This is a genomic window from Aquirufa echingensis (assembly GCF_042714525.1).
In the GTDB taxonomy this organism is placed as follows: Bacteria; Bacteroidota; Bacteroidia; order Cytophagales; family Spirosomataceae; genus Aquirufa; species Aquirufa echingensis.
In genome coordinates, this window is record NZ_JBBKYA010000005.1 from 68,043 (window position 1) to 90,125 (window position 22,083).

18 protein-coding genes are annotated in these 22,083 nt (G+C 39.6%); 14 read left to right on the top strand and 4 right to left on the bottom strand.

Going from position 1 to position 22,083, the window contains the following annotated elements:
• Positions 1-40: 40 nt before the first annotated feature.
• Positions 41-478 carry a peptidylprolyl isomerase gene (locus tag SKC38_RS10425; RefSeq protein WP_377977084.1) on the top strand — a complete coding sequence of 146 codons (438 nt, stop codon included), beginning with the start codon at positions 41-43 and terminating at the stop codon, positions 476-478.
• Positions 478-714 (top strand): hypothetical protein, encoded by a 237-nt coding sequence (locus tag SKC38_RS10430; RefSeq protein ID WP_315576426.1) that lies wholly within the window; start codon positions 478-480, stop codon positions 712-714. Before SKC38_RS10425 ends, SKC38_RS10430 begins: the two co-directional genes overlap by 1 nt.
• On the opposite strand, the gene SKC38_RS10435 is transcribed toward SKC38_RS10430, so the two are convergent.
• The gene (locus tag SKC38_RS10435) at positions 711-2,474 is read right to left on the bottom strand and encodes a M61 family metallopeptidase (RefSeq protein ID WP_377977085.1); all 1,764 of its coding nucleotides are present in this window, start codon (positions 2,472-2,474) and stop codon (positions 711-713) included. The genes SKC38_RS10430 and SKC38_RS10435 overlap by 4 nt on opposite strands.
• A gap of 182 nt (positions 2,475-2,656) precedes the next feature.
• On the opposite strand from SKC38_RS10435, the gene SKC38_RS10440 reads away from it, so the two are divergent.
• From SKC38_RS10440 to trmB, 6 genes are read left to right on the top strand one after another with little or no spacing between them, the layout of a single operon-like run.
• Positions 2,657-5,680 (top strand): tetratricopeptide repeat protein, encoded by a 3,024-nt coding sequence (locus SKC38_RS10440; RefSeq protein ID WP_377977086.1) that lies wholly within the window; start codon positions 2,657-2,659, stop codon positions 5,678-5,680.
• A 6-nt stretch (positions 5,681-5,686) separates the two neighbouring features.
• Positions 5,687-7,426: a TonB-dependent receptor gene (locus SKC38_RS10445; RefSeq protein ID WP_377977087.1), complete on the top strand. Its 1,740-nt coding sequence runs from the start codon at positions 5,687-5,689 to the stop codon at positions 7,424-7,426.
• Positions 7,427-7,428: 2 nt separating this feature from the next.
• On the top strand, positions 7,429-8,397 hold the full coding sequence (locus SKC38_RS10450; RefSeq protein WP_377977088.1) for an HU domain-containing protein: 969 nt from the start codon (positions 7,429-7,431) through the stop codon (positions 8,395-8,397).
• Positions 8,398-8,400: 3 nt separating this feature from the next.
• Positions 8,401-9,174 carry a hypothetical protein gene (locus tag SKC38_RS10455; protein ID WP_377977089.1) on the top strand — a complete coding sequence of 258 codons (774 nt, stop codon included), beginning with the start codon at positions 8,401-8,403 and terminating at the stop codon, positions 9,172-9,174.
• A 2-nt stretch (positions 9,175-9,176) separates the two neighbouring features.
• Positions 9,177-10,469, top strand: a complete 1,293-nt coding sequence (locus tag SKC38_RS10460; protein ID WP_377977090.1) for a bifunctional folylpolyglutamate synthase/dihydrofolate synthase — start codon at positions 9,177-9,179, stop codon at positions 10,467-10,469.
• Positions 10,466-11,131, top strand: coding sequence for a tRNA (guanosine(46)-N7)-methyltransferase TrmB (gene trmB, locus SKC38_RS10465; protein WP_377977091.1), 666 nt, complete (start codon positions 10,466-10,468; stop codon positions 11,129-11,131). The genes SKC38_RS10460 and trmB overlap by 4 nt, the downstream gene beginning before the upstream one ends.
• Positions 11,132-11,164: 33 nt before the next feature.
• Here the strand turns inward: trmB and gap are convergent, their stop codons facing one another.
• Entirely contained in the window at positions 11,165-12,157 is a 993-nt protein-coding gene (gap, locus tag SKC38_RS10470; protein WP_377977092.1) for a type I glyceraldehyde-3-phosphate dehydrogenase, read from the bottom strand.
• 504 nt (positions 12,158-12,661) lie between these two features.
• Between gap and SKC38_RS10475 the strand changes: the two genes are divergently transcribed.
• From SKC38_RS10475 to SKC38_RS10500, 6 genes are all read left to right on the top strand, one after another.
• The gene (locus tag SKC38_RS10475; RefSeq protein ID WP_377977093.1) at positions 12,662-13,480 is read left to right on the top strand and encodes a 2,3,4,5-tetrahydropyridine-2,6-dicarboxylate N-succinyltransferase; all 819 of its coding nucleotides are present in this window, start codon (positions 12,662-12,664) and stop codon (positions 13,478-13,480) included.
• A gap of 51 nt (positions 13,481-13,531) precedes the next feature.
• Positions 13,532-14,371 carry a CvfB family protein gene (locus SKC38_RS10480; protein ID WP_377977094.1) on the top strand — a complete coding sequence of 280 codons (840 nt, stop codon included), beginning with the start codon at positions 13,532-13,534 and terminating at the stop codon, positions 14,369-14,371.
• A gap of 83 nt (positions 14,372-14,454) precedes the next feature.
• Complete coding sequence (locus SKC38_RS10485) at positions 14,455-14,946, top strand: helix-turn-helix transcriptional regulator (protein WP_377977095.1); 492 nt, start codon at positions 14,455-14,457, stop codon at positions 14,944-14,946.
• 228 nt (positions 14,947-15,174) lie between these two features.
• Positions 15,175-15,642, top strand: coding sequence for a pyrophosphohydrolase domain-containing protein (locus tag SKC38_RS10490; protein WP_377977096.1), 468 nt, complete (start codon positions 15,175-15,177; stop codon positions 15,640-15,642).
• Positions 15,643-15,645: 3 nt separating this feature from the next.
• Complete coding sequence (locus tag SKC38_RS10495) at positions 15,646-16,323, top strand: response regulator transcription factor (RefSeq protein WP_377977258.1); 678 nt, start codon at positions 15,646-15,648, stop codon at positions 16,321-16,323.
• 1 nt (position 16,324) lies between these two features.
• The gene (locus SKC38_RS10500; RefSeq protein WP_377977097.1) at positions 16,325-17,695 is read left to right on the top strand and encodes a sensor histidine kinase; all 1,371 of its coding nucleotides are present in this window, start codon (positions 16,325-16,327) and stop codon (positions 17,693-17,695) included.
• A gap of 254 nt (positions 17,696-17,949) precedes the next feature.
• On the opposite strand, the gene SKC38_RS10505 is transcribed toward SKC38_RS10500, so the two are convergent.
• Positions 17,950-19,383 (bottom strand): tetratricopeptide repeat protein, encoded by a 1,434-nt coding sequence (locus SKC38_RS10505; protein ID WP_377977098.1) that lies wholly within the window; start codon positions 19,381-19,383, stop codon positions 17,950-17,952.
• 51 nt (positions 19,384-19,434) lie between these two features.
• Positions 19,435-22,017 carry a DNA gyrase subunit A gene (gene gyrA / locus SKC38_RS10510; protein ID WP_377977099.1) on the bottom strand — a complete coding sequence of 861 codons (2,583 nt, stop codon included), beginning with the start codon at positions 22,015-22,017 and terminating at the stop codon, positions 19,435-19,437.
• Positions 22,018-22,083 lie beyond the last annotated feature (66 nt).

A 22,083-nucleotide genomic window follows, 5' to 3' on the forward strand; every position in this document is an offset into this window, starting at 1 on the left:
TTAATATTTATCTTTGTGGCTCAAATTTAATTAAAAAAAGATGGCATACGCAGAAATGTTGACCGACAAAGGGTTAATGAAAATCGAATTTTATACAGAAGATGCACCTATTCACGTGAAAAACTTCATTGATTTAGCTGAAAAAGGATTTTACGACGGACTTTCATTCCACCGTGTGATTGCTGATTTCGTGATTCAAGGAGGATGTCCGGATGGAACAGGAGCAGGTGGCCCAGGTTATTCAATCCCATGTGAATTAACTGGAAACAATCAGTTCCATGACCGTGGTGTTTTATCGATGGCACACCGTGGACCTAACACAGGAGGTTCTCAGTTCTTTATTTGCCACTCAAGAAATAATACAGCACACTTAGATCGCAAACATACGTGTTTCGGTAAAGTGGTAGAAGGCTTAGATGTAATTGATCAAGTACGCGAAGGAGATAAGATTCAAAGCGTAAAAATCATCCATGATTAATGCATTTCATTAAAGAAATCCCGCATCCCAATATGCGTATCTCGCTTTTTGAATGGAATTCAAAATACATTCTGAAATTTGAGACGCCCCAACTCGAGCAAAGTTATAAGTTCTCGGTTTTGGATGTAGGAGGCCAAAAAGAAATAGAGGAGCTGGCAACCAGCTCCTCTTTTCAAACATTTGTGATAACAACCTTTCAGCAAATGTATGCTGAGATGGGTAAGCAAATTAATTAAAGACTCAACCACTTTTTACGCAAAGCCAATTGGCTTGCCGCCGGATTTTCTACCGACTGAATGGTAAAAGCTTTTATAGGAGTCTGAACAAGTGTCAACTCAAAGTTGCGCTCCAAACCATCGCGTTTTACGCGAAAACTTAGGACATCACCCACTTTTTTGTCGGCCATTAATTTATCCAAACCGGCGAATTCTGCTTGGTTTACTTGGGAGATTTCATCCCCAACATTCAAGCCTGCCACAAAAGCGGGACTTCCCTTAAATATGGAAGTAATGCGACCAGCTGTTGCTGTAAATCCTACAAAAGGAACAGATTTGCCCACATTCGTATCCGACCACTTATAGCCAAATTGATTAAAAATAGCCGCGTAATCCGGTGTTTTAACACCATAAATGTAATCTTTGAAGAATCCAGCCGCTGAGGTTCCTGCCACTGTACTGAATGCATTTTCTAATTCTGCATCTGTAAAACCGCGGCCTTGTTTCAAAAAATAGTTTTTATAAAGTAATTGGAACACATCGTCTAAACATTTCGCACCATTCGTATTTTGAATGATCCACATGTTTAGGATGCCCCCTAACAATGCACCTTTGTCATAATAAGACACGGTTGAATTGCGCGAGTTTTCATTAGGTCGGTAATATTTAATCCAAGCATCCCAAGAAGCAGATGCCGCAGATTCGATTTGAGTACCCGGTGTATTTTCAACACCTGCGATATCTTTGGCCAAATCGCTTAAATAAGCATCCGGAGAGACCATCTTGGTACGTAAATTGATTACATCCGCATAATAACTCGTGATTCCCTCTGAAAACCACAGGTTATGTGTGTAATTTTCATTCTCATAATCGAAAGGCCCTAGAGCAATCGGACGGATACGTTTCACGTTCCAAAGGTGAAAGTATTCATGTGCCAATAAATTTAGAACGCCTTGGTATCCTGCTGGACTTTCATAAGCTGTACGAGAAACCGAACAGGTCGTAGAATATAAATGCTCTAATCCACCCGTTCCACGCTGAATATTGTGAATGATGAATACATAATGATCGCAAGGATGTTGACCTACAACGTTTTGAGCCGTCTCAGCCATCTTCGTCACATCGGCAATAAACTTCAACGAATCTACTTTGGCTTGACCAAAAAAGGCAATTTGGTGAGGGACATTATTCACCTTAAAATTCCAAACTTGTTGGTTCCCAATTTCAATCGGCGAATCGATCAACTCGTCTAAATCCTTGGCGATGTAGTTTAAACCACCTACATTTTTCAAGGCCGTAGATACTTTTTTGAAGTCTTTGTGGGGAACAATACTTAATTCCTGTGGCTGTTTAGCCCATTTGGCAACATATAAAAGCACGCTTGCCGGATTGATGTAACCATGCACATCATCAAGAAAAGAGGTACGAACCGATAATTCGTAGGCATAAACTTGATAATGCACCTGAACAGTTTTGATTCCAGGTTGTAAAGCGATGCGCCAGGTATTTTTTGAAATTTTTGAAATTGGCAATACGGCATTTCCACTTTGCGCGGAAACTTGCTCGACATTTTTGGCAAATTCACGGATCAAATAGGAGCCAGGTGTCCAAGCCGCCATCTTCAATTCAACGAAGCGACCGGATTCCTTGCTAACATCCAAAGTTGTGGTTACATCGAAATAATGTGATTGAGGATTCGGCATTTGGATAAGGTGTTTAATCGGCGAAGCGCTCAAATTAAATCCAAGGAATAAAAGGCCCAAGAGACCTAATTTCTTCATATACATAGGTTTAACGTTTATTAGATGAAATTGAAAATTTAAAATTAAAAAAATACCTCAAATCTTTTATCAATTGGGCATTTATTGCCTTAAAACCTTGAAAATATTTTCAGAAAGGCCAACAATATTTTGAAAGAAAAATCGTATTTTTGATTAATTGTGCATGCTGTAATCAAATGATAATGCTACTTAATAAAAAATCAACAAGCTGGATCTTAGTTCTATTCATTTCTGGCCTAAGCTATTGTGCTCAAGCACAACAAACCTTTATTTATAAAGACCAAACCTTACACTTCCGCCAAGCGAAAGAATATTTCGATGCAAAAAACTATGTTGCAGCGCGTGAGGAATTCAATGCTTATTTGGGGAGCATCGAACCGATGAGCAATGAGCAGTCGGGGCAAAAAGTCCTAGCAGAATATTACATGACCATGTGTTCTTTGTACATGAGCCAGCCGGAAGCCGAGATTCTTGCGGAACGTTTTGTGGCGAATAACCCAGAACATCCGCAGGCAGTCAAATTATTGCGTGGGATCGGTACATTCTTTTATGATAATGGGGATTATGCGAAAGCTATCAAATACTTATCTCGTTCGTCTGATACTAATTTAGAGGCAAAATACCGTTTGGGAGTAGCTTATTATGAATTGAAAAATTATGTAGATGCACTGAACGTTTTTAATGACATCAAAACAGAGCAGGATGAAGAATATGCATTTTCAGCTGCTTATTATGCGGCTGTTATTCAATTCAATGATAAGCGTTATGCAGATGCTGCGCCTGATTTCATCAAGGCTGAAGGAAGCAGCAAATATCGTCGTGAAATCGCTAATTGGGTTGCTTTATGTTATTTCAACCAATCAAAATTCGCGGATTTATTGAATTATGCGGAGCCAATTTTAGCGAAAAAGAACTCAGGATATCGTGTAGATGAATTATCTCAGTTAGTAGCCGATGTGCAATTCAAATTGGAAAAATTCGAAAAAGCAGCGAAAAGTTATGAAGTTTTAATTCGTGCGAGCAATGGTAAGATCAATCCATTGGCACAATATCGTTTGGGATACTCGCTTTATCGTACAAAGAAATTCAACGAGTCGGCGAATCAATTAAAAGGTTTATTAGCTGCCAAAGATAGTTTAAGTCAATATGCAGCGTTCACATTAGCTTTAGCGCAACTAAATGCAGGTAATTTAGCAGCCACATTAGATGCTTTTGAAGTTGCGAAGAAATTGCCATTTAATGCTGCGATCCAAGAAGAAGCGGCATTTAATCACGCCAAAGTGCAGTTGGACTTAGGACATGCATCCGAAACGATTCAAGAAATTCAAGCATTTAACACACAATATCCTAAAAGTAAATTTGCTGATGAAGCAACTGAATTAGTTGCAGACGCTTTTTTAAACTCAAACAACTTAGAGGTTGCCTTGACGTATTTGAAGGGTATCACCAATCGTTCAGCCCGTTTAAACGAAGCATATCAAACCTTAAGCTACAATCTAGGAGCAAGAGCCTATAATGATGAGCGTTTTGATACGGCCATTGATTTATTCAATAAGTCAATTGAAACAGCGCAATCACCCCGTTATACAGCATTGGCTACTTTGGGAAAAGCGGAAGCTTTAAGCCAGTTGAAGAAATTTGAAGATGCAATCGAATTGTACAATCCGCTTTTGAGTGGAAAGGGGCAAACGGAAGATTTCATCCAACAAGTTCGCATCGGTTTGGCATTTGCATATTTCAATACGAAGGAATTCAGTAAGGCCAACAATTTATTTAAAGCCTATGTAGACCGTTTAAAGGCTACGCCAAATGCGAAAAACAATCCGACAATCTTGATTCGTTTGGCAGATACCTATTTGATTTCACGTAAATACCAAGATGCATTGACTTATTACAGTCAAGCGGCGGAATTAGCGAAATCAGAGAAAGATTATGCTTTATACCAAAAAGGAATGACCTTGAGTTATTTGAATCGTGATGCAGAAGCACGTCAAGCATTCAAACAAGTTCGAAGCAACTTCCCAGAGTCTAAATATGCAGAAGATGCCTTGTATCAAGAGAACTTAATCTTATTTAATGGGCATAATTACAAAGAGGCGATTGCTGGATTTACAGATATCATTGAGGCCAAAACCAAGAGTGAGTTTTTAGCATCAGCCATCTTAAAACGTGCACAAGCATATACAAATACAGAACAATACGAACTTTCATTAGCAGATTACAAGCGTATCATTAATGAATTCTCAGGCGATAAGATTGCCAAAGATGCCTTGATTGGATTACAAGAAAACTTGATTAAAGTAGGCCGACCAGAGGAATTTGGTCAAGTTCTAGAAAACTACCAAAGCGCGACAAATGCTGTTGAGGATGCAGAATCGATGGACTTGAAATACAGTGCTGCAAAAGGTATTTATGATGGAAAGAAATTTGACAAAGCGATTCCTGCTTTGAAAGAGTTCGTTGCTAAATACCCAACGGATGAAAATGTAGTAGAAGCCTATTTCTTAATTGCTGATGCGGCCGATCAGATCAAAGATTCGACTGAAGCTTTGCAAGCTTACAAAAAGGTGATTGAGCAAAATGCTCATCCATTGGTTAGTAAAGCGATCCTTCGTGCTGCTGAGTTAGAAAACAATGCAGGAAATGCGAATGAGGCAGTTTCGCTATATCGTTTGCATGCGAGTAAGAATCCAGAAGTTGAGAACCAATTGAATGCATACAATAACATTTTCAAAGCATTTTATGCAGCCAAACAATTGGATTCTGTCGCTAAAGTATTTACAGAAGTAGAACCTTTGAATCTATATAGCACGGAAGAAAAAGCTAAAATGAGTCGGGGATTAGCGGAAGCCTATTCAGATAGTGCATCTGTTTCCTTACGCACAGAATGGTTAAACAAAACGATTGCTTTAGATCCGAAAGGAGACATCGGTGCCGAAGCACAATACCAGTTGGCACAGCAATTAACCCAAGAGGGTAAGTTCAAGGAATCAAATGACATGATTAGCAATAAGTTTAAAAACGAGTTTGCTGAAGCATCTGATGCGGTGATGGGAAGAGCGTATATTTTATTAGCGACCAACTTCGTATCCATGAAGAATCTTCCTCAGGCGAAAGCCATCTTAAAATCAGTCATCGATAATTCAACCGACAATGAAGTCATTGAATTAGCCAAAACAACATTAAAAAGCTTACCCCTTAAATAATTGAATATGAAATTTCAAATGAAAACGAATCCATTGATCATTTGTAGTGTGCTCATGCTGGGGGTATCCACTGGTTTATTTGCTCAAGACAAGAAAGAAGGTAATATTCAAAATGATGACATCATTTTGGAAAAAGAACGTAAAATCGTTCTTCAGCCGCAGATTTCGCGCAATTTCGAACCCTTAAATGAGATTGAAAACACGCAGAAAGGTCGGAAAATGAAGTACGAGTTTTTTGACCGGAAATGGGATGCGACAAGCAATACCCTGTTGACAACGACTGTTATTGGTCCACGTGAAGGAGATGAATTAGTATCCTCTTTTGGTCCTAAGTTTAAAAATTTGGTGAAAATTGGTGCAGGTAATTATGGCCATACCTTATTGAATGGTCACTTCGGATTCACTCCAAAAGAAAACCAGTTTCAAGGTGTTTACATCAATCATGATGCAAACCGTCGGGGCCCTGTGAGCATGGGCAATTCAAGCCGCAATGAGAATGAGGCTAAGGTGTATAGCAAAACCTTTACTGGAAATTATTTCCTAGATGGACAAATTAGCTTTAAACGCACGGAAAACAATTACTACGGCCGACCAGAAGAAGTATTCGCTTCTGTTCCCTTCATTAAGGATTTAGATATTGCCTACAATAAGTTCAATTACTCAGGTAGTATTTCCAATTCGAAAAAGGATGTAAAATGGGATTACATTGCAACCTCTGGCTTAACTTATTTGACGAATAGCTATACAAGCAAAGAGTGGATTTGGGATAGTAAATTGCAAGGAATCTTACGCGTGACAGATAATTTCTCGGCTTATTTGACAGGTGAGATGAACATGTCGGAAAATACCTTTGCGTTTGTGAATAACCGTAGAGAATTATACCGCGTAAAACCAACTTTCTTATACAAGAATAATCGTTTAGCTGTAACAGGAGGATTGAACATTGTCAATGAGAAAGACGCCAATATTTCATTGAATAAAACGCGTTTATTTCCGTTGTTGAAGGTTGATTTCAAACCAACCGACTTTTTACATGTCTTTGTGGGTTTAGGCGGAGAAACCTATTTCAATAGCTACAACCAATTTACGAGTGAGAATAATTGGTTAGCACCACGATTAGCTCCAAACTTGCAGAACACAACACAAAGTTCTAACATCTATGGTGGAATCAAGGGTTCCAATGAACGTAACTTGGATTTTGAATTGAAATTTGGCTATTCAGAATACAATAATTTAGCGATGTTCTTGAATTCAACAGCTGACCCATCGCATTTTGAATTAATCTATGCTAATACCAAAGTAGAAAAATCTGCTAAGGTGTTCAATATGTCAGGACAGGTAAATTACCAGACATTTGATAAAGTTTTGTCGATCTTAAAGTATGATTTTAATACATACCAAGATTTAGTTTATGATGCTGCCGATTTATCAACAATCGACAAACCGATTCATCGACCGATGATGAATTTATCGTTTACGAACTCGATAACCTTCAAAGATAAAATCATTGTTTCGCCTGACCTTTTCTACATTTCTGGCTTATATAGCTTTGAAAAGTCATTAACTCCCATGGCAGAACAAATGGATGACATTATCGATTTAAACTTGAAAGTGAATTACTTGATTACGAAGAAATTCAATATTTCCGTGAGCGCAAATAACTTAATGGGTAAAAATTACCAACGTTATTTGAACTATAAGAGTCAAGGACTTAATTATACGGTAGGCGTAGCCTATTCGTTTTAATCATGACAACAATGAATCCGATGATCGCATTTATTGAACATTTACTGTACACACATGATTGTGTCATTATTCCTCATTTTGGAGGTTTTGTGTTGAATTCACAAGATTTCAAATTGGATGATGAGCAAGTGATACATCCCAAATCGAAATGGGTTGCTTTTAACGAGCGCCTACAGTCGGATGATGGATTATTAGCTACCCTGTGGGCTAAGGAAAAGAACATCAGTCAAAAACAAGCTTTTGCAACTGTACATCAGTTTGGCCAAACATTAGCTGAACAGATCAAGGCTGATAAACAATTTCAATTTGGAAATATTGGTGTGTTTCAAATAAGTAAATCTGGTCGATTGCAATTTGAGCCGAATAAAGCGATCAATTTTGATTTAAATCAATATGGATTAACGCCAGTGAGTTTAGGCACCTTGAAAAAGAAACCCGTCTTGCAGGAAAGCCCAGTTGAGAAGTCGGCAGTCGATTTGCCAACCTTCCAACCTGAGCCTAAACGAACTCGTCAACATCAATTTTACACGTATGTGTTGTTGGCCTTTTTCTTCGGAGGAATTGCTGCCTATTATTTGACCGAGCCAAACTCACGCTACGTGAATAGTTCGTTCAGCCCTTTAACGATTCGGATTAAGAAAACAAAGCCAGCAGCTCCAGCTAAATTAGCCGTGGTAGAAACGCTTAAAAAAGAACCGGTTGCGGCAGTACAGGAAGAAATAGAACAACCAGAAACTGGGGGTGGGATTTTTTTAGTAGCCGGAAGTTTTAAAACGGAATCAAAAGCAGCGACTTGCCAGGCGGAACTTGTGGCCAAAGGATTTGAAAATGTGCAAATTATTGAGAAGAAAGCAGGCGAGGGGCATTACCGGGTAAGTGTGGGAGAAGTAGCGGATTTTGATGCAGGTTATGCGGCAGCCGCGCGCCTGAAGGCAGAAAAGAAATTAGATATTTGGGTTTACAAAAGATAAGATATGAGCATCAGCTATTCACAAAAAGACTTTGAGAAAAAGAATCAACGTAAAGCATTCGTTATCACTTTGCTGATTAATGCTGTGTTGTTTCTATTGATTTGGCAGGTTCAAATTTGGAATGAATCACCTACACCTAAAATTCCGACGATGGAAGATGGTTCAGCAGGTGAAATTTCGTTTGAACAAGAACCTCCTGCACCTGAACCTCAATCGCAAAAAGAAATTACGCAAACGACAGAAGCAGAACAAGCGAATACAGTTCCGCCTTTAACGAGTACCGTAGAAAGCCCCGTGATGGTGAAACAAAGTCCACCCGTGGTAGCCAAGGAAGAAAAGGAAGCTGAACCAGTCGTAGATTTAAACTTAACGATGGGTAAGCGTTCACCACGCGCAACGTCAGGAGGAAGTGGTACCGGAACAGGTTCGGGTACAGGAACTGGTAAGGGTACCGGCACAGGAATCGGTGGAGGAGGAAATGGGAGTGGATCTGGTTCAGGAAATGGAGAAGGTAAAATTGCTCAAGATTGGACATTTGATACCAAATCATTAAATGGAATTGATAATGGTTCTGAAACGGGCGAAATCACCTTTTTTATTCGTATCAACGAAAAAGGTAATGTAACAGAAATCCGTATTGATCGTACAAACGTTAAATTATCGTTAGCTGAGCGCTATAAAAAATTGATTAAGAATGCACGTTTTTATCCAAAGAGTGACGGAATTAGTCGGGGAGCTAGTGGATTCAAAACGATTAAAATTGTGCCTACCAACTAATTATGACGCGTTTTGAAGAAGTCATCAACTTCTTGTATGCCCAATTACCTGTTTTTCATCGGGAAGGGAAAAAGGCTTATAAACCAGGTTTAGGCAATATAGAGAGCCTTTCGGCCCAATTAGGGAATCCGCACGAGGCATTTAAATCCTTGCATATTGCAGGTACAAATGGCAAGGGGAGCAGTTCGCATTTTATGGCCTCCATCTTACAAGAACATGGCTATAAAGTAGGACTTTACACATCTCCTCACCTTAAATCCTTTACTGAACGAATCAAAATCAATGGGCAAGAGATTGATAAACAATGGATTATCGATTTCTTTGATCAATACCAGCCTTTGTTAGCATCCATCCGTCCTAGTTTTTTTGAATGGACGGTTATCATGGCCTTCCAATATTTCAAGGAGCAACAAGTTGATTTTGCCATCATTGAAACGGGTTTAGGCGGTCGATTGGATTCCACCAACATCATCAATCCGCTTGGATGTTTAATAACCAATATCGGCTATGATCATCAGGATATTTTGGGAGATAGTCTCGAATTAATTGCAGGCGAAAAAGCGGGTATTATCAAAGCCAATACGCCGGTTTGCATCAGTGAAAAGCAGATAGAAACTACCACAATTTTTCAAGCGAAAGCTAATTCCGAACATGCTAACCTTCGATTTGCCAGTGAAAAGGTACATGTAGGTGATCCTGAGTTTAAGAAAGCAGGCATGCAATTGGAAGTAGGAACAACTACCTGGGGAAAATTCATTTTGGAAAGTCCCTATGCAGGAATTTACCAAGTCAATAACTTGCGAGGCGTGATTGCTTGGTGTGAGCAATTAAATGAATTAGGAATCATTCCATTTGAAATACAAAAAATTCAATCAGGAATTGCTGCATGTCGGAAAAATACCATGTTACGAGGTCGCTGGGAGGTTTATCAGGAAAACCCATGGATTGTAGCTGATACGGGACATAATGAATCTGGGATTACGCAGATTTTGGAACAAGTGAAGCAGTTTCATCCGAGTCATTTGACAATTATATTAGGCATGGTCGCCGACAAAGACATTGATCGGGTTTTGAAACTATTCCCCAAAGAAGCAGCTTATCTATTCACTGAAGCGCATAATCCGCGGGCATTGAAGGCAGATAAATTGCAGGAAATGGCTAGTCGGCATGGCTTAACAGGGCAATTAGCGGAAAATGTGAATCAGGCCATTAAGCTTGCGTGCAAAAGTGAATCCGATTTTATTTTAATTACAGGCAGCACATATTTAGTAGCTGAAATAGAAGAAACGTTTTGAGTAGACAGAAAACATATAAATACGAATGGGCGGAGCGATTAGATAGTGTTATTCAATCCCCGAAACCATTCTTTTCCGCTTGCCAAGGAAATTGGAATCAGACATACTTTAAGAATTCCCATAAGCTCGTGGTCGAATTAGGCTGCGGTCGGGGAGAATACACGAATGGTTTGGGCAAATTGTTTCCCAACATGAATTTCATTGGTGTCGATATCAAAGGTGATCGATTAGCAGCCGGAGGTAGAGAAGCAGATGCATTAGGATTAACCAATGTAGGATTTTTACGCATTCAGATTCAATTCATTGAAGATTTTTTTCTGCCAAATGAAATCGATGAAATCTGGATTACCTTTCCAGATCCTCGAATGAAAGATCGAGATGAGAAGAAGCGTCTAACATTCCCATTTTTCTTGGAAAAATATTTACGACTTTTAAAACCGGATGGAATCATCCATTTGAAAACGGATTCAGAACCCTTTTTCGATTATTCGATGGAGCAGTTCCGTGCTTATGGTTTACCGGTTTTGGCCGAGACCAAAAAACTCTATGAGTCAGAATGGTATGATGATCACTTCGGTATCAAGACCCGCTTTGAAAAAATTTGGTATGATAAAGGCTATTCGATTAACTATGCACGCATACAAAACAAAAAAGAGGCCTAGGCCTCTTTTTTGTTACATGAATTTGAATGGAAATTATCCAACACGTGCGATCAAATCAGCAGCACGAGAAGAATAACCGAATTCGTTGTCATACCAACCAACAACTTTCACTAGGTTACCCATAGCAGTTGTCAATTTTGAATCTAAGATACAAGAGTGTTGGTTTCCGATGATATCGATAGAAACGATTTCGTCAGTTGTGAATTCCAAGATACCTTTCATTGGGCCATCAGCAGCAGCTTTCAAAGCAGCGTTGATTTCAGCAACTGTAGCATCTTTCTTCAAAACAGCTGTAAAGTCAGTGACAGATCCGTCTGGAGTAGGAACACGCATAGCGTTACCATCTAATTTACCTTTCAAGTGTGGCAATACTAAACCAACCGCTTTAGCAGCTCCTGTAGATGTAGGAATGATTGAGTATGCAGCAGCACGAGAACGACGTAAGTCGGAGTGAGGAGCATCTTGTAAGTTCTGATCAGCTGTGTAAGCGTGAACAGTTGTCATAAATCCTTTTTCGATTCCGAAAGCATCATCTAAAACTTTAGCCATTGGAGCTAAACAGTTTGTTGTACATGAAGCGTTTGAAATGATTGTCATATCATCAGTTAATGTATCATCATTAACACCTAATACAACTGTAGGAATATCACCTTTCGCAGGAGCAGAGATAATTACTTTACGTGCACCAGCAGTTAAGTGTTGGCCAGCACCATCTTGATCGATGAAACGACCTGTTGATTCTAACACAACATCAATTCCTAAAGCACCCCAAGGCAATTGCTTAGGATCACGCTCAGCGAAAGCTTTAATTACGTGACCATTTACAGTAATGCTATCAGCATCAGAAGTAACAGTTCCGTTAAAACGTCCATGAACTGAATCGTACTTTAATAAATGTACTAAAGTAGCGTTGTCAGTTAAATCGTTAATAGCTACGATTTCTACATTTTCTTTTTCCAATAAACGACGGAAAGTAAGTCGACCGATGCGACCAAAACCATTAATGGCAACTTTAATTTTTTTCATTGAATGAATTAATTTGATTTCCTTATTAAAAATCAAAAATAGCTTTTTCATTGAACAATTCCAAGAATATCGTAATAAAACCGCTATTTAATCGTTTTAAATACACAATTCAACAATTGTAAACGCAATAATTTTACTTAGCCAAAAAGCTAATTGTAACATTTTTCAGCAAAATTATCTCGGATACGTTTTTTATTCAAGATAATTTTGCATATTTGTATAAGCGAATGCCGCGCGGATCGAGTGGGGCAGGGGAGTGACAGAATGTCATTTGTCTATTTTGCTAATTTCAAGCACATATTTCCACGATATATTATTCTGCCACAATTATCAACTAACTGATAATCAGTAATTTAACTAATTAAAGTTTAAGTTAAATTTACATGGCCATTTTGCACTTAAAAGGGCTTCAAACTGAGAAATCCTATTTTAAATTTCCCAATCCACTTCGATAAAATCCTATTTATTGGTAATTTGCATCTTCAAATTTTGGATACTTAACATATGAATTCAGTAGAACAGATCATTTTATCGGCGTGGGACGCTCCAGAAACAAGAAATACGCCTGCAGTCGTTGCTGCGATTGAAGAAGTTGTAGCAAAAGTGGATGCGGGAGAATTAAGAACTGCGGAGCCATTAGCTGATGGAAGCTGGCAGGTTAACGAATGGGTAAAGAAAGCAATCGTGATGTATTTCCCGATTCGTCAAATGGAAGTAAGTGAAGTTGGCATTTTCGAATACCACGATAAAATGCGGTTAAAGACTAACTATAAGGAATTGGGCGTACGTGTTGTACCACCAGCTGTAGCACGATATGGCGCTTTTTTGGCGAAAGGAACGATCCTAATGCCATCTTACGTGAATATCGGTGCTTATGTAGATGAAGGAACGATGGTAGATACTTGGGCAACGGTAGGAAGCTGTGCGCAAATCGGGAAGCATGTACACCTAAGCGGTGGCGTGGGAATCGGTGGTGTATTAGAACCGCCTCAAGCAGCTCCTGTGATTATTGAAGACGGAGCCTTTATTGGTTCACGTTGTATTGTCGTAGAAGGTGCTCATATTGGCAAGAAAGCCGTTTTAGGTGCTGGTGTGACGATTACAGGTTCATCTAAGATTATTGATGTTTCAGGTCCAGAACCTGTTGAATACATTGGTTATGTTCCTGAAAACTCGGTTGTTATTCCAGGTTCGATTCAAAAGAACTTCCCTGCAGGTACGTATGGTGTTCCATGTGCCTTGATTATTGGAAAACGCAAAGAGAGTACAGATTTGAAAACTTCATTGAATCAAGCCTTGCGCGAAAACAATGTGGTAGTCTAAACCAAAATCTCCTTACCTTTATAACCCGGTTCAAACAACCGGGTTTTTTTTATGGAAAATGAATTAAAAATTGGTGAATACAATCACCTACGCATTATCAAGGAAGTACCATTCGGATTATATTTGGATGGTTATGAGGATGAAATCCTACTTCCACTACAATATGTCCCAGAAACCTATGAAATAGATCAATTCATTGATGTCTTCATTTATCGGGACTCGGAAGACCGTATTATCGCTACAACACTCAAACCGAAGGCAACAATTAATCAGTTTGCTTACCTAGAAGTGAAAGCGGTTACGCCATTGGGTGTATTCATGGAATGGGGTTTAGCAAAGGATTTATTCGTTCCTTTCAGCCAACAGTTCCAAAAGATGTCGGTGGGACGCTCTTATTTAGTCTATGTTTATTTAGATGGCCAAACCGATCGGATTGTCGCATCTGCCCGAGTAGAGAAATTTCTACCATTAACAGATGGTTCAGAGTTCACAATTGGAGACAAAGTTGACGCAATTCCATTTGAACACACAGATCTAGGAATCAAATGCCTAGTAAACAATTGTAAAATCGGAATGTTGTTCAAAAACCAAGTGTTTACAAATCTAACTTTCGGTGAATCTACTCCCATTTACATTGCTAACATTCGTCCAGATGGTAAATTAGATCTACGCCTTGAACCTGTAGGTATGGTACGTATTGATAGCCAGGCTGAGCGTATTTTAAATGCGATTAAGGATAACAATGGTGTATTGAAATTACATGACAAGAGCCCAGCAGAAGAGATTTACCAAGCATTAGGAATGTCTAAAAAGGACTTCAAAAAGGGAGTTGGTGCTTTATACAAAAGTAAACTGATTGCTTTGCGTAGCGATTGTATTTCACTTTTGTAAATCACAATTGTCTTCTCGCTTGAATTTGTTTTTGTTAATTTTTGATTTACTTTTGTAATATCATTCGTTTACAAAATACAATTATGAATTTAAGTGAGAAGATAGAATTGTTAATTAAGCGCAAGCAATTAAGCGCTTCACAATTTGCTGATAAATTAGGGATTCCCCGTAGCAGCATTTCTCATATTCTTTCTGGGCGTAATAAGCCAAGCTTAGACGTAGTTCAAAAGATTCTTCGTGTATTTCCTGAGATTAGTGCAGAAGACTTATTATTTGAAGATCGTAGCCTAGGAGCCTCGCTTGTTTCGAATGTTGCGAAAGAGCCCATTCCCGTTGCTTCTACTTCTCCTTCTCTTTTTGATGCCGTTTCACCAACGCCCTCAGAATCGCCTAAAAATAATTCTCCTGAACAAACGATCGTACAATCAAATCTCAGACGACCTAAGGAAACAGCCGTTCCGACTCCTCAAGAAGTGCCGGCTGCACCAAGCGTTCCACCGCGTTTAGAAAAAACGATCGAGCGGGTATTAATTTTTTATACCGACGGTACTTTTTCGGAGAGTAGACCGATGTAATTATTCTGTTTCCCGACTTATCCACTTTTCCACGACTTATCCACAGTTGTGAACATTCTGTTACAATCGAAATATACTTATCCACATTTTTGTGTGGATAACTGTGGATAATGTGTACAAATGGCAAAATTGTTTACAAATTGATGTGAATTTTCATTAGTCAATAAGCCATTTGCCTAATAGAAATGCCTAATTAAATGCTTAATTTTAAACATAATACCCGTTTTTATGCAAAAATTAGACTCATTAAATCAAGTTGCCGAGTTCCATACAACCTTTGGTGCACCCATTTTAGCTAATCCGACTATCCCGAGTGCAGAGCGCTGCGCATTGCGTGTGAGCTTATTACAGGAGGAATTAGATGAATTAAAAGAAGCGATTGCAGCAAACGATTTGGTTGAAATCGCGGATGCTTTATGCGACTTACAATATGTATTATCGGGCGCTGTATTGGAATTTGGTTTGGGTGAACGCTTTGTAGATTTATTCAATGAGGTGCAACGCTCCAACATGTCCAAAGCTTGTCAGAGCCTCGAAGAAGCCGAATATACGGTTAAATTCTACCAAGATAAAGATGGTACGGAAGCCGAAATTAAAGAAGAAAATGGCCTTTGGAAGGTATATCGCAAGTCGGACAATAAAGTATTAAAATCCATCAATTATTCGCCTGCAGACCTAGTTAGCCTCTTGAAATAAATGATCAAAATCCTGCTAATCGAAGATGAACCCAAAACGGTCCAATCCTTAAAACAAGGCTTGGAAGAGAATCATTATACCGTAGATGTCGCCTATGATGGCTTGATGGGGAAACAATTAGCCACGCGAACTGCCTATCAATTGATTATTTCTGACATCATTATTCCTGGAATGAATGGCCTTGAATTGTGTAAATCTTTGCGTGCCGAAGGGATACAAACGCCTATTTTGATGTTGACGGCGCTGAGTACGACCGACGATAAATTAGTGGGATTTGAGGCAGGTGCAGATGATTATTTGGCGAAACCCTTTGATTTCAAGGAGTTTTTGGCGCGTGTCAAAGCCCTAATCAAACGTTCTATTCAGACGTTAATTGAGGCCCAGGTGCTGAAATTTGCCGATTTAGAGTTGGATCTAACGAGTAAAATCGTAACCCGTTCAGGTCAAAAAATCAATTTAACAGCCAAAGAATTCCAATTAATGGAATACTTTCTCCGCAACCAAGAAAAGGTCATTTCGAAAGCAGAAATAGCAGAAAATATCTGGGAAGTAGAAGACGAGGGAAGTTCGAATTTGATCGAAGTATATGTGAATTACTTGCGTAAAAAGGTCGATAAAGGCTTTCCAAGCAAGCTAATCCACACGCAATTTGGGATGGGTTATATATTAAGACAAGAGTAAGATGCAGATCCGTTCTCGCTTGACATATCAATTTACTTACCTGGTTTCTGCGATTCTATTCGTTTCGTACTTGATTATCTATTTGTTTACCCAAGAGAACTACAAGGATAAATTTTATAGTCGGCTTCGCCAAAAAGCCAATACCGCTGCAGAATTGCTCGTAAACGTCAAACAAGTAGATTCCAAATTATTACGCATCATTGATCGGGCCAACCGTGACATTCTTTACCGAGAGAATATCATGGCTTATGACACCTGTTATGAGCGTATTTATCGTTCGAATGATAGTATCAACTTCCATGTGGATGTAAATCGCGTGAAAGAAGTCTTAAAACGCAAGGAAGTACGTTTTGGCGTGGAAGATCTTGAGGTTTTAGGGACGGTTTTTGTCACTCCAGAAGGCCGAATCGTCGTTTTTGCAGGTGCTGTGGATCAATATTCTGCGGAGAATGCCAAAGACTTGAAAAATATCCTAATTGCCTTATTTCTATTATTTGTGTTCATCGTAGTGATATCGGGCTGGTTTTTCGCGGGTAGGGCAGTAAATCCCATTTCTGAGGTCATTAAACAAGTGGATTTACTTTCTCCCAAACGGCTTGAACAACGCCTAGAATCTGCGGATTCAGAGGATGAGATAGGGAAGATGGTGGCGACGATCAACCGATTATTGGAGCGTATCGAGAGTGCTTTTCGCTTTCAAAAGACCTTTATTGCCAATGTTTCGCATGAATTGAAGAATCCATTGACGAAGATTTCCTCGCAATTGGAAGTAAGTTTATTAAATGAACGTAACACGGCGGATTATAAGCAAACCATTGCATCTGTATTAGAAGATACACAGGATTTAGCCGCCATTACGGAATCCTTGTTGGAACTCAATAAAATCAGCGTCACCGATTACCAAGCAGGCTTCCAAATCATCCGAATCGATGAGGTAATTTGGGAGGCTCGTAGCTTGGCCCAAAAGCTAAATTCAACCTATAAAGTGCTTTTTGATACGCAATTCATGCCGGACGATGAGGAGCTATTGATGTTAAAGGGCGATGAGAAATTGATGTTGACGGCCATCAAAAACCTGATCGAAAATGCCTGCAAATTCAGCCCGAATAAGCAAGCACAGGTAAGTCTTGCCATACATGCAAATCAGATTGAGATTGAGGTAAAAAACAAAGGAAAAGGAATCCCAGAGGCCGATTTACCATTTATATTCCAACCATTTTTCCGTGGAGAAAATACAGCAAATTCCAAAGGTTATGGCATCGGCTTGTCATTAGTCGAACGAATTATTCATTTACACAACGGACAAATTTCTGTGAGTTCAGCCTTAAATTCTTGGACGACGTTTAAGGTTAATTTGCCAATAAACAATTAGAAGTTAGACTTTGGACGGTGGACGTTGGACGTTAGACATTGGACGGTGGAATCAATATTGCAGTGACTTGATATCTCACGTTATACTAAATTACATATTTGTTGTATAATTTATATTATGTTAAATAGAATGTAAAACAAGTCCGATAGCAGCTAATTGAATCCTTCTTAACTCTTAGTTCTCAACTCGTCAAACAAAAAAGCCCCAGGAAATATCCCTGAGGCTCTTAACAACCGACTAAGGTCTAAAGTCTATTAATCCACTTGCTTATCGATCTTCAAATCACGATAAATTTGCTTCAAAATTTCTTTCAAATCTTCATCTTTCTTCACTTTCAACGCACGCTCAAAGTATGGAATCGCTTGTTGGTACTTCGCTGCTAATTTCTCCTCAACAGCTTTTCCTTCCTTCTTGTAAGTATCCATATCCATCGCGTTTACAACACGTTTGATCTCAGCACCTTCATTGAAATAAAATGCACCCATTTGATACAATGCATCATAATAAGCTGGATCAACAGCTAATGCACGCTCGTAGAAAGTTGGCGTTTCTTGCTTCAACGCATCGATTTTACCTGTTAATTCAGCAATCTTAGCTTTGTTTGCCGCTTCATCCCCTACAGCCTTTTCTGCTTCTGCCTTCTCCCCTTCTAGCGCCTTCAATTCCTCATTATCTTTTGCAATCGAAGCTTCTAATTTGTTGATTTGCGACTGAATAACCGGCTTTTGGTTTGGCTTAACTGTCTTTAATTTAGCTTTCGTACGCTTCAACTCATCGATATAAACCTCAGCCTTATCTTTGTGCGAAGCAATTTTACGACGTGCATCAGCCACTTTATTCGAAGCATCCGCAATTTTGTTAACCTCTTCTTTCAAGGTATTTATCTTATTTTCGTACAATAAACCCAAATTGAACAAGTTCATCACGTCTTTAGGATCCTTGGCAATCGTTTCTTTCAATTGGCCAATCGCCTGATCAATACGATTGAAAGCGATCAACATATTGAATTTCTCATTACGCAAGTCTTTGCTTGTCGGATAAATTTCAATTCCTTTATCAATTAAAGCAATAGCTTTATCTTCCTCTTTAGCAGCTTTATAAATCTGTGCCAAACCATAAATGATTGCCACATCTTTACCTCCAATATTCATGTATTTCTCATACGCAGAACGTGCTTCAGCATCTTTTTGACATAATTGAGCCACAACACCTGTATACATCGCAGAGATTGTATCTTTAGCAGCTAATTCTGACGCTTTAGACATGTAACGGAATGAAGATGTATAATCTTTTCCTTGGTATTTAATAACCCCCATGTTCATCAAAGCGCCATAAGCTTTCTCGCGTCCGTCCAACAATTTCTCTGCATCTTTTGCAATAGATCCTTTTTTACCTTCTTTGGTATCCAATTTTACCGCCTCAGCAATGTAATCCAATGCCTTAAACGATGCATCTAAATCTGTATTCGCTAATGTTGAATCTGGAAATGATGCCAAATCAAAATAAGCTACCGCACGCTCTAACCATAAACGTGGCTTCGTAGGCGCTTTCTTTACGGCTTCATCTGTCTTTTTAACAGCTTCTACAATACTCTTCTTTTGTGCTTCGACCAAAGCCTTGTCCGCCTGCGCGAACGTTGAGCCTGCAGCCATTGCCACAGTAATCAGGGTTAAAACTACTTTTTTCATAAGTTTAGTTAAATTAAAAAAAAGCCCGTACTCGCATACGGGCCTGTAAAATTATTCTTCAATGACTTCCTCCGCTCCTGCTTCTGCTGAACTCTCCTCCCCTGTTTCTGGCGCTGCTGTATCTTGAACAGCTCCTTCAACGATTTCTACACCCTCCACTAATTCAACTTCTTCCGGCTCCGGCTCTTTCTCAATTTTGGTTACTGATGAAATTTCATCCGACTCATTTTTCAAACGAATCAATTTCACCCCTTGCGTATTACGGCCCATAACACGTAACTCTGCCACACTCGTACGGATCAAAATACCCGCCTTCGTAATGATCATCAAGTCATTGTTGTCATTTACCTCCTTAATCGCAACCAAATTACCCGTCTTCTCCGTGATATTCAAGGCTTTAACTCCTTTTCCTCCCCGGTTTGTCAAACGATAATCTTCTACTTCTGAACGCTTACCAAAGCCTTTCTCCGAAACAACCAATAATTGTTGAACTTCAGGATCCGACACACAAACCATACCGATCACACGCTCATCCGCTACACTTTCGTCAATCCAAATACCTTTTACCCCCGCAGCGGTACGGCCCATTGGACGAACACGTGTCTCTTCAAAACGTACCGAACGACCGGTATTTGTCGCAATAACAATCTGATTATTTCCATTTGTTAATGCGACATCCAATAAACGGTCTCCTTCGCGAATCGTAATCGCATTGATACCGTTTTGCCGTGGACGAGAATACGCTTCTAACGACGTTTTCTTAATCGTACCATCTTCTGTACACATCACAATGAAGTTATTATCAATGTAATCTGGATCTGTAATCGACTTCACATTAATCACGGCGCGAATCGTGTCACCGTTTTCAATGTTCATCATGTTTTGAATTGGTCGGCCTTTCGAGTTTTTCGACCCCTCTGGCACCGCATATACACGTAACCAGAAACACTTACCGCGCTCCGTAAAGAACAACAACCAGTTGTGCATCGTTGCTGAGAACAAATGCTCGGTATAATCATCATCTTTCGTAGCCACCGCACGTGAACCTACTCCACCTCTACTCTGCGCACGATATTCCGTAATTGGTGTACGCTTAATGTATCCTTGTGCAGAAACCGTGATCAACATCTCATCATCCGCGATCATGTCCTCAACAGAGAATTCTTCGTCTGTCATGTTGATTTGCGTACGACGCTCATCTCCATAACGTTGTTTCATTTCTGCTAATTCATCCTTGATAATCTGTAATTGACGTTCTGGTTTTGCCAAAATATCTTCTAAATCATCAATCAATTTCATGATTTCAGCAAATTCATTCATGATCTTCTCACGCTCCATGCCAGTAAGACGCTGTAAACGCATCTCCAAAATAGCCTTCGCCTGAATCTCAGATAAATTAAACTTGCTCATCAATCCCTCCTGCGCCGCATTCGGGTCTTTCGATTCACGGATCAACTTAATTACCGCATCTAAATTATCCAATGCAATAATAAAGCCTTCCAAAATGTGCGCACGCTTACGCGCTTCACGTAAATCATATTTCGTCCGACGAACAATTACCTCATTACGGTGCTCCACAAAGTGATGAATCAAATCTTTCAGATTTAACATCATCGGGCGACCTTTTACCAAAGCCACGTTGTTCACACTAAACGAAGATTGTAATGCCGAATGCTTGTACAAGTTATTCAAGACTACATTCGCAACTGCATCACGCTTCAAATCAAACACGATACGCATTCCTTGACGATCCGACTCATCACGAATCTCAGAAATACCTTCGATACGCTTATCGTTCACCAAGTCAGCACATTGCTTAATCAATGATGCTTTATTCACCATATACGGAATCTCCGATACAATGATTTGTTCTTTTCCCGTTTTGGTCGTATCAAATGTCGCATTTCCTCGCACAACAATACGTCCTCTACCCGTCTCAAATGCATTTTTAATACCCTGAACACCATAAATGGTTCCTCCCGTAGGGAAATCCGGTGCCTTAATGTATTGCATCAACTCAGGAATCGTAATGTCACGGTTATCAATGTAAGCCGTAATTCCATCAACGACCTCTGTCAAGTTGTGTGGCGCCATATTCGTCGCCATACCTACCGCAATACCCGAAGTACCATTCAATAATAGATTGGGAATCTTCGCTGGTAAAACTGTCGGCTCATCTAAGGAATCATCAAAGTTGGGCTGAAAATCAACCGTCTCCTTGTTCAAATCCGAAAGCATCTCATCCGCAATACGCTTCAAACGTGCCTCCGTATAACGCATGGCTGCAGGCGAATCTCCATCGACCGAGCCAAAGTTACCTTGACCATCAACTAATGGATAACGCAATGACCAATCTTGGGCCATACGCACCATCGTGTCATAAACAGATGAATCTCCATGTGGGTGATACTTACCGAGTACCTCCCCGACGATACGTGCCGATTTTTTGTACGATTTGTTGTAACTAACTCCTAACTCCTCCATCCCGTAAAGTACCCTACGATGCACCGGCTTTAAACCGTCACGCACATCTGGCAAGGCACGAGATACAATGACCGACATTGAATAATCAATGTACGCCCCTCTCATTTCATCTTCGATGTTGATTGGGATAATATTCGTGTGTAATGACATAAATAATGATTTGATTCGTTGAACAAACCGCCCGCTAAAATTTCTCTTTTCGAAAAAACAAAGCGG

Coding starts and splice junctions, on each gene's coding strand:
- SKC38_RS10460 (WP_377977090.1), top strand. CDS start 9,177: ATGACGCGTTTTGAAGAAGTCATCAACTTCTTGTATGCCCAATTACCT.
- SKC38_RS10485 (WP_377977095.1), top strand. CDS start 14,455: ATGAATTTAAGTGAGAAGATAGAATTGTTAATTAAGCGCAAGCAATTA.
- gap (WP_377977092.1), bottom strand. CDS start 12,157: ATGAAAAAAATTAAAGTTGCCATTAATGGTTTTGGTCGCATCGGTCGA.
- SKC38_RS10430 (WP_315576426.1), top strand. CDS start 478: ATGCATTTCATTAAAGAAATCCCGCATCCCAATATGCGTATCTCGCTT.
- SKC38_RS10500 (WP_377977097.1), top strand. CDS start 16,325: ATGCAGATCCGTTCTCGCTTGACATATCAATTTACTTACCTGGTTTCT.
- SKC38_RS10490 (WP_377977096.1), top strand. CDS start 15,175: ATGCAAAAATTAGACTCATTAAATCAAGTTGCCGAGTTCCATACAACC.
- SKC38_RS10445 (WP_377977087.1), top strand. CDS start 5,687: ATGAAATTTCAAATGAAAACGAATCCATTGATCATTTGTAGTGTGCTC.
- SKC38_RS10440 (WP_377977086.1), top strand. CDS start 2,657: ATGCTACTTAATAAAAAATCAACAAGCTGGATCTTAGTTCTATTCATT.
- SKC38_RS10475 (WP_377977093.1), top strand. CDS start 12,662: ATGAATTCAGTAGAACAGATCATTTTATCGGCGTGGGACGCTCCAGAA.
- SKC38_RS10505 (WP_377977098.1), bottom strand. CDS start 19,383: ATGAAAAAAGTAGTTTTAACCCTGATTACTGTGGCAATGGCTGCAGGC.
- SKC38_RS10455 (WP_377977089.1), top strand. CDS start 8,401: ATGAGCATCAGCTATTCACAAAAAGACTTTGAGAAAAAGAATCAACGT.
- SKC38_RS10435 (WP_377977085.1), bottom strand. CDS start 2,474: ATGAAGAAATTAGGTCTCTTGGGCCTTTTATTCCTTGGATTTAATTTG.
- SKC38_RS10480 (WP_377977094.1), top strand. CDS start 13,532: ATGGAAAATGAATTAAAAATTGGTGAATACAATCACCTACGCATTATC.
- SKC38_RS10425 (WP_377977084.1), top strand. CDS start 41: ATGGCATACGCAGAAATGTTGACCGACAAAGGGTTAATGAAAATCGAA.
- SKC38_RS10450 (WP_377977088.1), top strand. CDS start 7,429: ATGACAACAATGAATCCGATGATCGCATTTATTGAACATTTACTGTAC.
- gyrA (WP_377977099.1), bottom strand. CDS start 22,017: ATGTCATTACACACGAATATTATCCCAATCAACATCGAAGATGAAATG.